At 47.2% G+C, this 16058-nt stretch carries 13 protein-coding genes; 5 read left to right on the top strand and 8 right to left on the bottom strand.

The features are described from left to right. Positions 1-4: 4 nt before the first annotated feature. Positions 5-1531 carry a TolB family protein gene (locus OI18_RS02175; RefSeq protein WP_039137048.1) on the bottom strand — a complete coding sequence of 509 codons (1527 nt, stop codon included), beginning with the start codon at positions 1529-1531 and terminating at the stop codon, positions 5-7. A gap of 5 nt (positions 1532-1536) precedes the next feature. Continuing rightward, positions 1537-3789, bottom strand: a complete 2253-nt coding sequence (locus OI18_RS02170; RefSeq protein WP_072038939.1) for a mechanosensitive ion channel family protein — start codon at positions 3787-3789, stop codon at positions 1537-1539. 187 nt (positions 3790-3976) lie between these two features. Between OI18_RS02170 and OI18_RS02165 the strand changes: the two genes are divergently transcribed. Then, complete coding sequence (locus tag OI18_RS02165; RefSeq protein WP_039136756.1) at positions 3977-6358, top strand: ABC transporter permease; 2382 nt, start codon at positions 3977-3979, stop codon at positions 6356-6358. A gap of 9 nt (positions 6359-6367) precedes the next feature. Then, the gene (locus OI18_RS02160; protein WP_039136754.1) at positions 6368-8386 is read left to right on the top strand and encodes a serine hydrolase; all 2019 of its coding nucleotides are present in this window, start codon (positions 6368-6370) and stop codon (positions 8384-8386) included. Here the strand turns inward: OI18_RS02160 and abc-f are convergent. Then, a complete protein-coding gene (abc-f, locus tag OI18_RS02155) occupies positions 8369-9973 on the bottom strand; it encodes a ribosomal protection-like ABC-F family protein (RefSeq protein ID WP_039136751.1) in 1605 nt (534 codons plus the stop codon). The two genes, OI18_RS02160 and abc-f, sit on opposite strands and share 18 nt — an antisense overlap. A 141-nt stretch (positions 9974-10114) precedes the next feature. Between abc-f and OI18_RS02150 the strand changes: the two genes are divergently transcribed. The 3 genes from OI18_RS02150 to OI18_RS02140 all read left to right on the top strand — a co-directional run bounded on the left by OI18_RS02150 (position 10115) and on the right by OI18_RS02140 (position 11764). Continuing rightward, entirely contained in the window at positions 10115-11029 is a 915-nt protein-coding gene (locus tag OI18_RS02150; RefSeq protein WP_052272788.1) for an alpha/beta fold hydrolase, read from the top strand. 70 nt (positions 11030-11099) lie between these two features. Then, positions 11100-11552, top strand: a complete 453-nt coding sequence (locus OI18_RS02145) for a MarR family winged helix-turn-helix transcriptional regulator (RefSeq protein ID WP_039136750.1) — start codon at positions 11100-11102, stop codon at positions 11550-11552. Continuing rightward, entirely contained in the window at positions 11549-11764 is a 216-nt protein-coding gene (locus tag OI18_RS02140) for a hypothetical protein (protein ID WP_039136749.1), read from the top strand. The genes OI18_RS02145 and OI18_RS02140 overlap by 4 nt, the downstream gene beginning before the upstream one ends. 2 nt (positions 11765-11766) lie before the next feature. Here OI18_RS02140 and OI18_RS02135 read toward each other — a convergent pair whose 3' ends face one another. The 5 genes from OI18_RS02135 to OI18_RS02110 form a co-directional block, all read right to left on the bottom strand. Continuing rightward, the gene (locus OI18_RS02135; RefSeq protein ID WP_039136748.1) at positions 11767-12492 is read right to left on the bottom strand and encodes a hypothetical protein; all 726 of its coding nucleotides are present in this window, start codon (positions 12490-12492) and stop codon (positions 11767-11769) included. A gap of 115 nt (positions 12493-12607) precedes the next feature. Further along, entirely contained in the window at positions 12608-13054 is a 447-nt protein-coding gene (locus tag OI18_RS02130; protein ID WP_152616704.1) for a hypothetical protein, read from the bottom strand. Between the two features lie 684 nt (positions 13055-13738). After that, positions 13739-14290: a carboxymuconolactone decarboxylase family protein gene (locus tag OI18_RS02120; RefSeq protein ID WP_039136743.1), complete on the bottom strand. Its 552-nt coding sequence runs from the start codon at positions 14288-14290 to the stop codon at positions 13739-13741. Between the two features lie 11 nt (positions 14291-14301). After that, positions 14302-14856, bottom strand: coding sequence for a carboxymuconolactone decarboxylase family protein (locus OI18_RS02115; RefSeq protein WP_039136742.1), 555 nt, complete (start codon positions 14854-14856; stop codon positions 14302-14304). 10 nt (positions 14857-14866) lie between these two features. Continuing rightward, positions 14867-16057, bottom strand: a complete 1191-nt coding sequence (locus tag OI18_RS02110) for an MFS transporter (RefSeq protein ID WP_039137042.1) — start codon at positions 16055-16057, stop codon at positions 14867-14869. Position 16058: the final 1 nt, after the last annotated feature.

Here is a 16058-nt window from a genome sequence, read left to right as displayed (position 1 = left end):
CATCTCAGTCACCAAGGGAAAGCGAATTGCTGACGAAAGCTATCTGCCTGCTGTCGGGACTCCAGCTGGGTGTATTAATGGTTCCCTGTCCGCCGAACATGTATGCAATAACTTTCGGTGCGCCACCGGTTACCGGCATGAGACGCAACATTACCCGCTTGTAAAATGGATGATCTGTTGGGTTTACTGTATTGGGAAATGACAGGAATACGATCCATTTATTATCAGGCGACGGATGCGCGAACCAGTTGTTGTATTCATCAGATGTCAGCTGTTCCTTACCTCCGCCATCAGGCTTCATTCGCCAGATCTGCATGGTACCGCTTTCCGTGCTGTTAAAATAGATCCATTTCCCATCAGGCGAATATTCCGGCCCGTCAGCAAGCCCTTTCTTTAAATGTGTAAGCTGAACCTCCTTCCCCCCATTGATATTTTTCCTGTAAATATTATACGCGGGTCCATGGCCTGTCCGCTGCGCCGTGTAAACCACTTCTTTTGCATCTGCACTCCAACCATGAAGATATGAAGGTGTACTATCTGTAACCAGCTTCGGCTCACCGCCTTTTAACGGTAGGTAGTAAATGGTGCTGCCGCCTCCTGGAAAGCCATCCCTATGCGAACTGATGCCCAGCCACTTTCCATCCATTGAAATCACATGATCGTTATTGTTCCGCTTAGCTATACCCGTATTAACCTGTTCCGGTTTTCCACCTGTTGAGGGAAGTGACCAGATCAATCCTCCCTGGTTAATTAGCAGCCGGTTGTCGCTGGTCCAGTTAGGCGCTTCGAACCTGCCGTCATCCTCGTGCACAATCTTTCGCCTTCCGTCTGAAACAGTCATTGTTTCCAGGCGACTGCCCAAAACACCATCACGGTAACCATTGTGCAAATCGGGCACCGTTCTTTCAATCCGTACATTCCAGGCCTGCGCTGTTTCGAGCTGGTTTTCATCGTGACTGCATACGAATATTCCAGCGATCACATCATCAGGAAGATCTGTAGCTTCGGTACGACCCACTTCCTCCAGTGGTTCACCCGGGTGTGCAACACGCATAATAAATTCGCCGTTTAGCCGCTCAAGCTGGATGATCTGTGTCGCTGATTTCTTAGTAAAGCTTTGGTCTTCCGGGTCTCTCATTTCAGCAGCTTTTGAACGCCGCCATTGCATCGTTACCAGCCCGTCGCCATGTACGGTAGCCGTCATATGTGCCGCATCGGCTGAAGTATCTGCCCTCACCATCCATCCCAGTTTTCGGTGCGGATTCTTTCCCTCGCCTTCGAACCGGAAGTTGGCAGTAAGAATAAAGTCTCCTTTTAGTTTTTTATAGGAATACCTGAATTCATCCCGGCCAAACCAGATGTTATATCCACCACCGCTGATCCGGTACGATTGCCCGTTAGCATCATAGTCAGTGGTTCCTTTTACTTTGGGATTACCAATGTCAACGCTGTAATTAAAAACTCCGCCCGTCTGGCCGGCGACGGTTGTAAACTGGATCAATGCAAGAAAAAATACAGTAGTCAATTTCATATAACTCATGATTTTTGTTGCGCGAGAAAATCCCTGATCACTTTACGCAATTGGGTTTGTGTCGTTTCCAGCTTGTTAACATCAGCACACCATGCATAAATCCGCATCTCATACTTTTCATCCCCCACCGGTTCCAGTATGATCTGCGGTTCGCGGGAATGCAGCATATTCGGTACCGCCAGGATTTCACTTTTCAGTGTACGCCTCAAACTGTCTTCATTGATGTCGCCATCAACTTTATACACCTGTTCAATGCGGACATGATTATTGCTCAGGGTCCAGTTCACGATATTCTCAGACAGCAGATCGCCATTGGGAATAATTACCTCAGCTCCGTCTGCTGTGAGTATCGTACTTGAACGGACACCAATCTCTTTTACCCGCCCCTTCCTGTTGCCGATTTCCACCATATCTCCTATCCGGAGCGGCCGGTCGAAGATCAGTATAATCCCGCTTACAAAATTGTTAACGATGCCCTGGAGACCGAGACCCACACCAACACCTAGAGCGCCCAGTATCACTGTGATCTTGTCAACCGGCAAACCTGAAGCTGCAACTGCCAGCAGGAATCCACCAGTGAGCAATATAAGCCGGGTGATGAGAAGTTTTGACCGGTGCCCCTTATTATCGAAAGCTGCATCATCCCCGGTATCGCCCCAGAAATAAGCAATGTATTTCTGCAGGAAGTGTGCAAGCCAGATAATAAACAGGAACAGCAATACACCCCTGATAGTAAAGGTGAAACTTCCTATATTCCTGGGGGAAGTGAGAAACCCTGAAATGCCATCAGAAATGCTCGTATACATGTTCATGTTAGTGGTAAAGCTGACCAGCCAGATGATCACAGCGAGCCAGAATACTACCCGGTCAATGTTTTTCTGAATGGGCAGGTAGTCGAATGTCACAGGGTATTGATTGCGAATACGGCTTGCCTGGATCTGGAGCATCATGGCTTCGCGAACAGAAGGCACGAAGATGGCGAGGCCAAGCGCCTGCGTAAATGTATATATGGCAGTGGAACTGAACAACTGCGAAAGGGTAACCCGGCCGAATATATTGCTGACAACCGCAAGCAAATGCAGTAATGCATATAAGAGAATGGCCCCGCGAATCAGCCTGTTTTCTTTGAAAAATGTCCTGAAATGACGGAGTACCAAAATGGCGAGAACAATGGAAGCACTATTGACACCAAGGTTCCAGTACCGTATCATCGCATAAGGCAGCCCCAGGAACCGGCTGAAACTGTATGATAAGAATATCAGGATAAACACACACCAGTAAACGAAGAATATCCGATGCTTCTGTTTAAGGAAGAAGACCGACAATACCGCCATCAGCAGGAATCCGACTGTTTCGAGGTAAAGTGCCGGCGCATTGAGATCAAACAGCGGCGCCAGGTTCAGTACAAAAACTAAAGAAACGAGTAGGGGTAATGGGCTTAGAAAACGGAATTGCAGATCATTCAATGCATCCATTTTACCTAGCTGCTTCAGGCTCCTGAAATTATAGGCAACCCAGGCAAAGAATGCGAGACCGATAACCAGGAGAACCATCTGCTCACCCCGCATGTTTGAAAAATAATAATTCGCGATGTAATTCTCCTGTTGCAGTCCACGCCTGAATTCACCAGTCCTTCTCGATCGACTTGTACCGGTGCGGGGTTCCCAGATATAACGCCGTTCCTTCCCAAATGCCCTGGACCCGGCACTCCGCAGGAAATTTTCTACCTGGTTCTCAAGTTCTTCTGCGTTAATCCTGTTTGCGGTTACATGGGCTTTCAGTGAATTGATACGCTCGTTGGTTAGCGTGAACAAACTGTCTGCAAGCTGGCGCTTAGTACGCAGTTCCCGGATCGCGGGACGGAATTTCGCCCTGAGTACAGAGTCACGAAACATACTGCGCAGGATGGTGTCCTTACGGAGGTTACTGAAATCCCGCCTGAGGCTGTCCATCCGGGCATCATAACTGTTGAGCCGCTCTTCATAACGACCCTCATCTTCGACAAGGTGTTCCAACAAGGCACCGAACATCTGCAGGTTCCGGATGTTGAGATTTCGATCCTGGCTGACAAGCCGGCTCTTGATAATATTAAGCACAGAATCGTCTTCCCTTAACTTGTTCCCGATACCATCCAGCGAAGAAAACGACCCCGTAATTACCGGTACTTTATTGAAATACTGGAAACTGCGCTCGAGCGACAGCAGGTAGTCGCCCGGAGTAGGTTTATTACTTTCGGCGAACAGAGTGGAATCCATCATGCGTCGCCGTTGCCTGGCCGTATCCTGGGCTTGCCGGGCTGAATCCGGGCTTTGGGCGAAAGAAACAAAAACGTTTAAACATAAACTAAGCAGTACAAATAAATATCTGATCGTTGCCATATAATCACGGGTGCGTTGCGGTAAAAATAAATTACTTTCAGTTCAGGCAATACAAAAGCCTCTATGGATGCTGAGAAACTACTTCATAGTAGCCCTGCGCAACCTTATCAAAAGCAAGGGATACTCTGCCATCAACATCGGCGGGCTGGCAGTAGGAATGGCCGTTACGATCCTGATCGGCCTCTGGATCTGGGATGAATTATCTTTCAACAAGTATCACCAGAATTATGACCGGATAGCCCAGGTGATGCAACACCAGACATTCAATGGCGAAATCGGAACCCAGGTTGCAAACCCGGCTGTGATGGCAGGTGAGATCCGCCGCAAATACGGAAGTGATTTTAAGTATGTTCTGCAATGCTCATGGAACTTCCAGCATACACTCGCAAATGGTGACAGGAAGTTCCGGCGCGACGGCTCATTCTTTGAACCGGAAGCACCGGATATGCTTTCCCTCAAAATGATTAAAGGAAGCAGGAACGGTCTTAAAGACCCTTACACTATTCTCGTTTCCGAGTCAACAGCTAAAACATTATTCGGTAATGAAAATCCACTGAACAAAACACTTCGGGTAGACAATAAGGTTGACGTGAAAGTTACCGGCGTATATGCGGACCTTCCTTACAATACTTCGTTCCGCGACCTTACATTCATTCTTCCCTGGTCGCTTTACCTGATCCAGAACCCGTTTGTCGAGAAGATGGAAAACCCTTGGGGAAGTAACTTCACCCGTACTTTCGCCCAACTGGCCGACAATGCCGAAATGGAAAAAGTGTCGGCAAAAATCAGGAACGTAAAATTCGATGTCGTCGGCGAAGATGAGAAAAAATACAAGGCCCAGGTGTTCCTGCAGCCTATGAGTAAATGGCACCTGTACGACGATTTCAAAAATGGTGTCAATACCGGTGGGCGCATTCAATATGTCTGGCTGTTTGGAACTGTAGGCGCTTTTGTACTCCTGCTGGCCTGTATTAATTTCATGAACCTGAGCACTGCAAGGTCAGAGAAAAGGGCCCGCGAAGTTGGCGTGCGTAAGGCGATAGGATCACTTCGCCAGCAACTGGTATTACAGTTCTTCAGTGAATCGTTCCTCGTGGTATTTATTGCCTTCCTGCTTTCACTGGGATTGGTGCTGCTGGCGCTTCCACTATTCAACGAGATTGCTGATAAGAAACTGTCACTGCTCTGGTCAAACCCCTTCTTCTGGTTGCTTGGTTTGATCGTCTGCCTCTTTACAGGGTTAATAGCCGGCAGTTATCCTGCTTTATATCTTTCGTCATTCAAGCCGGTTAAAGTTCTGAAGGGAACATTCCGGGCAGGACGCTTTGCATCCATTCCGCGGGAAACGCTGGTTGTACTGCAATTCGCGGTCTCTGTAATCCTGATTATAGGTACAATAGTAGTTTACCAGCAGATCGAACATGCACGCAACAGGCCCGTAGGATACAACAAGGAAAGCCTGATATCTGTAGGCGTAAACGAAGTGATCCACGGCAAATTTGAAGCGCTCCGGCATGAGTTGAAAACCAGCAATGTGTTAGTTGAGATGACGGAATCCTTTAGTCCCGCTACCGCTGTATGGAACAGCAACGGCGGGTTTAACTGGGAAGGAAAAGATCCTAACCAGGCAGTGGACTTTCCAAACAACGGCGTCACCCATGAATTCGGGAAAGTGATCGGCTGGGAGATCTTGCAGGGGCGCGACTTTTCACGCGAGTTCGCAACTGACAGCTTAGCCTTTATCCTGAATGAATCTGCCGTAAAATTCATCGGGTTTAAAGAGCCCATCGGCAAAGTATTAAAGTGGGAAGACAAGCCTTATATAGTTGTTGGAGTAGTTAAAGATATGCTCGTGGAATCGCCATATGAACCTGTCAGGGCAGCCATGTTTCACGTTTCTCCTGAACAGGGGAATGTCCTCACTATGCGGGTTAACCCTGCACTTGCACCCGGTGTCGCCAAAGAGCGGATCGAGAATACTTTCAAAAAATATGATCCGGCTTCCGTCTTTCAATTCGATTTTGTTGACGAGGAGTTTAACCGGAAGTTTGGCGAAGAAGAAAGGATCGGCAAACTCGCGACCAGCTTTGCTGTCCTGGCCATCTTTATTTCCTGCCTCGGACTCTTCGGTCTTGCCTCTTTTGTTGCTGAACAGCGGACAAAAGAAATAGGAATCCGGAAAGTATTGGGAGCTTCTGTTACCAACCTGTGGCAATTGCTTTCAAAACAGTTCCTGGTGCTGGTGGGTATTTCACTGTTTATTGCCGGTCCCCTATCCTGGTACTTCATGCATAACTGGCTGCAGCATTATACGTACCGGACAAGTCTGAGCTGGTGGATATTCATCGCTGCCGGAGCAGGTGCGTTGATCATTACTTTGCTTACTGTGAGTTTCCAGGCGATCAAAGCTGCATTGATCAACCCGGTGAAAAGCTTAAGAACCGAATAAACAATATATATGCGGAAAGCTATTTATGCCTGCCTGTTACTGCCGGCACTATTATTTGTGCAGCAACTTCAAGCCCATAATGGCGTAATCGCCTATGCATATCCGCTAGGCAAAATAATTGTTGATGGAAATTTGTCCGACTGGCCCCAGGATGGCCGCAGGTACTCAGTCAACACGCTGCTGTCGGAGACAAAACCTAGTGGCGACGACGATTTTTCCGCCTGGTTCCAGGTAGGATACCGACAGGATAACAGGTCATTTTACCTTGCATTGACTATTACCGATAACGACTTTGTTGAAGACACTTCCGCAAACGTGCGGTTTAATTCACAGGATTGCCTGGAACTCTGTATTGATGGCCGCCACCTGCCTTTCGGTTCAGGTGTAGCCTCCTTCATGTACAGCAAGAAGTTGCGGAATATCAATAATTCATTTTACGATCCGTTCACCAGCAAGGCTTCCTGGGATATAATGGAAGTGGCGGTTGCCAGGAACGGAAACACGCGGACATATGAATGGAGAATCGCCCTTGGAGACCAGTTCGAAGTGGGCAAATCGATCGGGATCGATTTCAACATCTTCGACAAGGACACAGACGGAAGTTTTACTGCTCATGGATGGGGAAAGGGTAGCATGAAAATCCGGAACCCTAATCACCTGGGTGACGTATTACTGTTACCGTCGAAAGAAAAACTGGCTCATGTACAGGGCAAAGTCAACTGGGACAATGGCCTGAACGAGAAACTTCCCGGGAGCGTAAGGCTTATTTCGACTGATCAACCGAAACGCTGGATCCAGGCAGAAGTTGACAGTACCGGAAACTACCTCACAGAAGTGCCGGAAGGGAAATATGATGTCAGCTTTACCGACGACTATTACCGTACCGACAAGCATGTCTATAGTACCGCACAACAGGCGCCACACCCGGTTGTTGCAAAAGCAGGAAAGCAAACGGTTATAACCCCTCTCATTCTCCGGGGTATACCCGCTCCTGACCTGATACCGGATAAGGGAGTGCTGTTTAAATTTGATGAAGCAACTGCCGCACGGGTAGACAGCTTCATCAGCACATACCAGAAATACTATCTCATTCCCGGAGTTTCACTTGCCCTGGTAAAGGATGGCAAAATGATCTATCACAAGACCTACGGAGTACGCAATGCCGTAACCGGTAAACGGGTTGACGACATTACTTTATTCGAAGCTGCATCCATCACAAAACCTGTATTTGCTTACGTTGTTCAGCGACTTGCAGAGCGGGGCACGATCGACCTGGACAAGCCTTTATACCAGTATCTTCCCTATGCAGACATCGAATATGATGAGCGCTACAAGTTGATGACAGCCCGGCACGTACTGACACACAGAACTGGCTTTCCGAACTGGAGATCGATGAATGATGACGGTAAACTCAATCTCCGATTTACTCCTGGTACTGACTTCAATTATTCCGGCGAAGGGTTTGAATACCTTAAACTCGTTGTTGAAAAGATCACCGGCAAAAAAGTGGAACAGGTTTTACAGGAAGAAGTCATAACTCCGATAGGGCTTTACCATACTTTTTTTTCCAGGAACGATTCACTCAGGGCAATGGTAGCCAACGGCCACTACGACATGCTGCCAACCTTCGATGATCTTAATGAGTCACCCGGCATGGCCTGGTCAATGCGAACAGAGGCTTCGATTTTCACAAAATTCATGATCAACCTGCTTGAACAAAAAGGCCTTGATGCCAATACATATTCAACCATGTTTAAAAAACACTCGGATTACAAATACGACCCGGGTGAAGAAATGCCCAGGTATCCTTCCTACATGGGAATGAGCCTTGAGATCCGTGAAACGCCTTACGGCAAAACCTTTGGCCACGGCGGCAACAATGGTGATTTCAAATGCAAGTTCGAAGTATACCAGGATCTCAAAATGGGCTATGTCATCTTTACCAATTCAAATACATCCGACGCATTGCTCGAGGCTTTCCGTTCATTCCTTGTAGAAGGAAAGGATCCGTCAACAGCTGCCCATTGAGTTAAGGTCAATGCTCCGTACTGTCCGGACACTCTCGAGGAAGTGTTCGTCGTGTGAAACAACGATCAGGGTTCCCATATACTCATTGATAGCTGCAGTCAGTATTTCCATGTTCTGGATATCAAGGTTATTTGTCGGCTCATCCAGGATGATGATATCCGGTGCATGTTCGCTGATGGTCAGGCAACAAAGTGTCAGCCGCATTTTCTCGCCGCCACTAAGTGAGACACCTGCTTTGTCCCAGTCTTCCTTCGTAAACAAAAAACGATTCAGCCTGGACTTCAACTCATGTTCCTGCAGACGCGAATGATTGAATCGCCCGACCTGTTCAAAAACGGTGATATTGTTATCAACAATGGAATAATCCTGGTCGATATACACTGTTTTATCAATGGCCCGCTGGATGGATCCTGAGACCGGCTCAATGTCACCGGTGATCATCCTGATCAGCGTAGTCTTACCTGATCCATTATTGCCTTTAAGCGCTATCCTCTCACCACTCAAAACCTGGAAATCGATTGGATTATCCCATAATAACCGGGTGCCATAACCGAAATTGACTCCCTTTGCACTCACCAGGATCTTTCCCTTGTGCAGGGTGGAGTTGTCAAAGCCAAATTTCATTTTATCCAGGTCCGGCAATTCCTTTCGCAGCTCATTCAACGCGTCCGAAACCGCTCCTACTTTTTCGGCATGAATGCCCTTTAGTCGTGCAGTACTGTTCTCTGCACTGTTCCGCATGCTGTTGATCAGAATAGTGGGCATTCCGGCCTTTTCCTGCTTTTTCTTTCCTCGTGCGTTATGACGCTGTTGCTTTTCGGCAGTTTCACGGGCTGTTTCTTTCGCTTTTCTCAACTCTTTTTCCTTTGCCCGGAGCTCATGGTCAAATGCATTTTTCTCCATCTGTTTCTGTGCCCTGTAAAAACTATAATTACCACCGTAGGTCGTAAGTCCATTCTTGTCAAGTTCAACTACAGTATCGGGAAGATCCAGCAATTTCCGGTCGTGACTGACCACGAGCATTGTACATTTACTGGTCTTGAAAAAATCATACAACAATCGCCTGGCTGAAAGATCAAGATGGTTGCTCGGCTCATCAAGCAAGGCAATTTCCGGCTGGTGAATAGCAATGCCTGCAAGAAAGACTTTTGTTTTTTGTCCCCCGCTGAGTTTACCAATCGGACTTCCCAGGTCAAGCCCATCAAGATCCCAGTATGCTAAGGCCTCCCTGCAACGCTCTTCAATGGTCCAGTCTTCATCCAGGTTTGCGAGGTTTTCATTTGTTACATGGCCTTCGGTTATCTCACGCAGTGCCCGGAGCTTTCCGTCGACGCGTAAAGCACTTCCAATACTGTATTGGTCAAACTGGCCGAACAGTTGGGGAATATAATACGGTAGAGAAGAACTGGTCACAGTACCTGAGGATGGCTGCAGTTCACCGGCCATAATCTTCAATAATGTGGACTTACCTATTCCGTTCTTACCGACCAATGCCATTTTGTTCCGGCCTCTGATGGTAAGGTCAAGGTTTTCGAATAACAGGTCTTTATTGGGATGGAAATATGTTAAATGCTGAAGAATAAGCATAATTTCTTTGTTGAAGGTGAAAAATCATAAGTGTGCGCTTCAAAAAGAAATTAATTCTACATGTTGAATGATTGCGTGAAGATGCAAACCTACAATTTTTTACAAATACGTCGTTGTACATTTGCAACTCCTTTACAAACTATGAAACATTTACTCCTGGTCGCCCTGGCCATCACTGCCTGCCTATCTGACTGTTTTGCCCAACAGCGTACTGCACAACGACTCAACGACAGCTCCATCCTGACTTCGGACAGTGTACAACTATACCTGAAAATTGCAGGCAAGGGTATTCCCTGCATTTTTGTTCACGGAGGACCGGGTGCATGGAGCTTTTCCTTTGAAGCCATGGGCGGTAATGCACTTGAAAAGAATCTTGCCATGTACTATTTCGACCAGCGGGGTTGTGGCAGGTCTGGCTCTCCTGCCAACAAAGATTACAGCGTGGAAAGGATGGTCAATGATATTGAAGAGATTCGTATGCTATCGGGGGTGGATAAGGTATATGTCATGGGCCACTCCTTCGGCGGCATTCTTGCACATTCCTATGCGCTCCGGTATCCACAGCATGTCAAAGGGCTGGTCCTCCTCAACTCAACACTTTCCATTAATAATTCCCTGATTAACCAGATTCAGTTTATTAATAAATTGCTGGGTGAAAATGTAATGGTGACCAACAGAGATTCGATCATGACACCATTCATGGAAGCAAAGTCTTTGCTGAGCAAGCGGCATCTCGATTACAAAATGCTGTCCGATAACAAGGCTGCCGTCGATAGGCTGGACAGTATCGACAACTGCATGCCCCGCAACTATACTTTCGCACAAAACGCCCTGAGCTCACCAGTGTATTTCCGCGATTTCACTACAGAAACGCAACAGGTTAAAATGCCTGTACTGGTCATCTCCGGCACTAAGGATAACAATATCGGGCCCGACCATTACAAGCTGTTCAGGTACCCAAATCAGAAAGTTGTGAAGATCAGTGGCGGACACATCCTCTATTATGAAAAGAACAGGGAGTTTGTCCAGGCGGTAACCAACTGGATTAACAGGTAGATCAATATTTTCAGAATAAAATTTTGATATATCAAATATTCGCCTAATCTTTGACATATCAATTAATGGCATGTCAAACAAAACAGCGGTTCAGTCAAGGCTCTCAGACGTCATTTTTTACAGTATAGACAAGGCAATCAGGTCTTACCGGCAGTATGCGCAGAAGCAGATCAGGGAAAACGGGTTTGACATTACAATTGATCAATGGCTGGTATTGCAGGCACTTGTAGAGAACCCGGGTATCAAACAGCAGGACCTGGCAGAAATGGTGTTCAAGGATAATGCATCCGTGACCCGCATCATTGACCTGCTGGTAACGAATGGCTTCCTGGAGAGGACAGTACATGCAACAGACCGGCGGAAGACAAACTTAACTATCACAAATAAGGCGGTAAACATGTTGGAATCAATGAAACCGGTAATCGCAGCAAACAGGCGTATTGCACTTAAAGAGGTAAGCGCTGCGGATATCCAGACGGTTAAAAGAGTCCTGGAACAGATCGCCGAAAATTGCAAACGATGAAAACTCTACCCCGACAACTGGTACTGCTCCTGGCATTGCTGCTGTTTAGCACGCAGATGCGTTCCGGCAACAGCAACCGGACGGGCATGCACGCGCAAACCTGTCCGAACGCACATATATCTCCGGGCCAGGCAGTTAATGATAATGAAGAGGAGATGGACCAGTCACTGATGACTGAGTACCGCATCGGCAACCTGATGAGTATTATCTGATCTTATCTTTCCAGTTCTTTAAACCAACGGATCGTCGGTGGACTATCCACTCCGGCATCTTCCATGATCTTCTTTAATTCCGGCGATTTAACCCGTGCTTTCGCTTTTTCCGGATCACTCACAACGAAGATCACATATACCATATTTGAGTCATTGAGATCACGCGCTATACCACGGTCTATCAATCCGTGCGAAGCCCTGGTTGCTTCTCCTTCCGCATCATAGGCTTTGAGCCAGGCAGCATAGTCCTTTACATGGTGCGCAATTGAAAGTCCCTGGGTGTATTGACTTGGAGCATCCCTCATCCGAACCACTTCCACATAAGAATAACCGGGTGGACTGCTCACTCCGGCTTTCTTCATCAGGTCTTTTACCTTGTCCTGCTTAAAGAACTCCTTGGATTTTTCAACATCTTCAACTTTATCCATCACAAATACCATATTGGAATCAGTCTCCAAACGTCCCATTACGAAATGGCTGATTCCATACTCCCGGCGAATGGTATCGCGATTGAAATATCCTTCCCTGGATTTATCAAAATTCTTGATTTTATGTTGTATGACCACCGCCTTGAACGGAGTAAAAGTGGGCTCAGCCGTTTCAGTTGCAACTGGTGAAATGGTTGCGGTATCGGCCGTTTTTGTTTCTTCTTCCTTAGGAGCCTGGTTTCCGCAGGAAAATAAAAACAGGACAGGACAGATGGCAAGGATAGCCGGAATTCGCTTCATCGGTATGTGTTTTAAAATTAAGCGATTTGTACGCGGGGGAACGGCATGGTCAGGTAAGCTACCTAAATTCCGCAGAAAATCAAAATGTGGTTATACGGTAAAACACACCCGTTTACTACCTTTTGACCATCGTTATTCTTTCCCCATATGCACCCTGGTCCATATAGACAAGTTTCAGAGTTGAATTACTCAGTTCCATAATGTCGTAGGGGTCTCCTTCAATTTCAAGCTTTGTATCGCTGTCAAGAAGTCGCCAGGAGAGTGTATATACCTGCGGATCACTGTCCTCACATTTTGAAGGCCCCTCATCAAAATCCAGGTCACCACTGGTCTTGAACACAAGAAAATCATCCTTGTCACAATCTTCAAATACGAGGCTGTAAACATCAATTTCAAAAGTGCCATCACCTAATGTATCGACTTCATATCCAGATATTCTCCAACTACCGGAAGTGAGGATTTCAGTCTTTGTCGGGGGCTGGTCATTATCGTCTTCACCGCTCTTTTGACATGCGCCAAACGCAAGGCATAAAACCAGGGCTGCAAAAAAGAACTTTTTCATATTGTGGAGGTTTGAAGATGGCAGGTTCATTTCCATCAGTAAGGTTGCTCACACGGATTACTGGCTGATTTATGAAGTTTTTACAGGCTAAACGGAAAAGAAGAAAATTCCACAAATGCCGGGAAGTATTGGACCCGACAACTGACACTCGATTTTCGGTTAGGAATATGTGTTTGTCTGGCGGTTACTTTAAGTTAATACATTTTTTCAAGCATTGCAATAGTTTATTTGATCAGGCTTACAGCGAATTCCAGGTCTTTATCAGTCCCATTTAAAAGGTCGCTGATCGATCGGCCTGGCCGGTATTCCGGCATAATACAACCATCCTTGACGTTCCTTCCGGGGGCGCCAAATACAGTTGGTAATGCGAAATCATAACCAGTAGCCCCGCTGCTGACGTTGTAAGTCCATCTATTAACACAAAAACGTTTCCGGGAAACCCACCAGGTGAAGACTGCTGTTCATTCATTCCGAAAAACTGCGGAGAATTCGTTGTGGAATCAGTTATCAGGTGCCTGCCATTATTAGATGCCAGAAATTTTACTCCCCGTTTGAAATCATCAGTAAATATCTTTTGTTCAGTCTCCATTGCAAATAGGAAACGGAACGCTGTTATTGCTTGCGAGATAGATATCCTGGCCGATTATCCTTACATCGAATGGAAACAATAATGCGCTGGCCGAATCACTTTTTGAGATCGGTCATCAGGTAACCTTCCTTCGCCCGCTGCGGAGCGCGGTTCAGGTAGAATTGCCGGTCCTCAGGTGCCCATGTTCCCAATCCGTCGACATACCTGTTGAACATGCAGAATGATGCCGAAATAAGAACAGTATCGTGGATCTCACGGTCTGAGGCACCCGCTTCCCGGGCTTTGTCGACCAGTCCGGACGTTACCTGCTTCCCGCCCTGCTGCACTTTGGCAGCAATGGCGAGTAAAGCAGTCATTTTTGGCGAAACCATGTCCGAGGTTCCGTTACTTTTTATGGCATCGATTTCTTCCACTGAACATTCGAAATAATGACCTGCCAGTGCACCGTGTACCTGCTGACAGAAATGACAATCATTCAGGTATGACACATAGGTACCTATCAGTTCACGCTCACCCCGTGTCAGGGTATTGTCATCATCGCGCAACAGGATTTCTGCAAGGGCATTCAGGTGCGCAGCTGTTTCCGGTCGATACGCCATCAGTCCGCGTATGCCCGGAAGGTCATTTTGCAAATCGATATGTGCCATATTGGTTGCGTTTATGATTGAATTGGTTGTTGAGGTAATACGTATCCTTTTTCCACCATTCTTACACCCATTTCCGCATAGGCTTCCGGCTCCTGCGGTGTAAGTGTGGCCAGTCCGTCAACGTACCTATTGAACATGCAGAACGCTGCTGCTATCAAAACTGTATCATGCAGCTCCCGATCCGTTGCGCCCTGCGAGCGGGCCGCAGCAATATCATCTGCGTTAACTTCCTTACCAAGTACCTGCACTTTACCAGCGATATGCAACAGGCTTTTCATTTTATCACTGATAGAAGAGGCTTGCATGTCCTGCAACACTTCATCCACCAGTCCACGATCGCCATCATACAGGCATCGGGCCGCTGCAGCATGACTGTTTGAACAAAATACACATTCGTTAAGCCGCGACACGTAGGCGGCGATCAGCTCTCTTTCCGCCTGGGTCAGCGGCGATTCGTCACGCAACAGAACCTGTGCAAGGTCATAAAGATGTTTGCCGGTTTCGGGCCGGAACATTACAAGCGACCTGATACCAGGTACTCCTTCGGGAACATTGATGTGTGCCATATAAATTCTTTTAAGTTGTTTTCTTTAACCAGAAAGTGGAAATAAGTCCAAGTGGAAATACTAACGAAAAAATATAAAGCGCGTTACCAAAACCTCCGAGCACCGTAACGAGCAGACCGACAAATAATACAGCCGTTGCAGTAAACAACCTGCCTATATTGAAACAAAAGCCGGTGGCCGTGGCCCGCACAGGCGTCGGAAACAGTTGCGGAATGTAGGATGACAACACACCCTGGCTGGCACCAAAGAAAAAAGCCAGTATGCCGATCTCAGCGAATACAAGCCCGGTAACATTATTATTGGTCTTAAAGAGCAGGAATGACAGCAATGCGCACACAGTAAAACAAACCATCATCGACTTACGAGGTCCAAGCCATTTCACCAGCCATCCCGAAAAGAATCCACCGGTCAGTCCACCTACCCCGAGGCACATCATACTCAATCCCCGCTCCCTGCCCGCATCAGCTGATATGGATAGCTGTTGCACCCATGTAGGTAACCAGGAAAATATAGCCCACAACCCTATGAGCATTGAACCGAACGTAATAGAGCCGGTGATCAACTCACGTTTATGAACGTTCGAAAATGGAGTAGCACTGCCCGTACCTTGCTCTTTCTGTTTCTTCCAGCTCTCTGATTCCTGTAAAACCAGGCTGCCAATCAATGCCACCAGCAGGGGAACTATGCCGATCATAAATCCCTCCCGCCACGAAGGCAGGAGGTAATTAATAAGACCGGCTGAAAAGATCCCCATCGGGAAGGCTATGGAAAGGATCCCGACAAATACCGCCCTGCTGCGTTCAGGCCACACTTCGCTCAGCAGCGTAAAACTTACCACAAGCACACCGCCCACTCCAAATCCGCTGAAGATCCGGCAGACTGAGATCATCCACCAGGTTGACATGAACCCAGTAAGTAGTGTAAAAGTACCGTAGCAGGTGATCGCAAGCAATAATGCCTTCTTCCTGCCGATCCGGTCACTGATGAATCCCCAGGTAAACCCGCCGATCGCCCATCCGTAAATGAACAGGGCATTGATATACCCACTTACTGCATTGATATCCGAATTGCCATCGGATGGCAATTCCCTGACCACCACGGGCAGGTAAACCGACATCAGCGTGGAAACAGTGCCGCCTACCATACTTGCTATAAAGCAAAGTATGTAGAGGACTAAATAATAGTTTCTGCCTTGAATCATA

Origin of the sequence: Flavihumibacter solisilvae (assembly GCF_000814475.1) — a bacterium.
GTDB lineage: Bacteria > Bacteroidota > Bacteroidia > Chitinophagales > Chitinophagaceae > Flavihumibacter > Flavihumibacter solisilvae.
The sequence above is the reverse complement of the archived record's forward strand: the minus strand, read 5'-3'. Positions and strand labels throughout refer to the sequence as shown.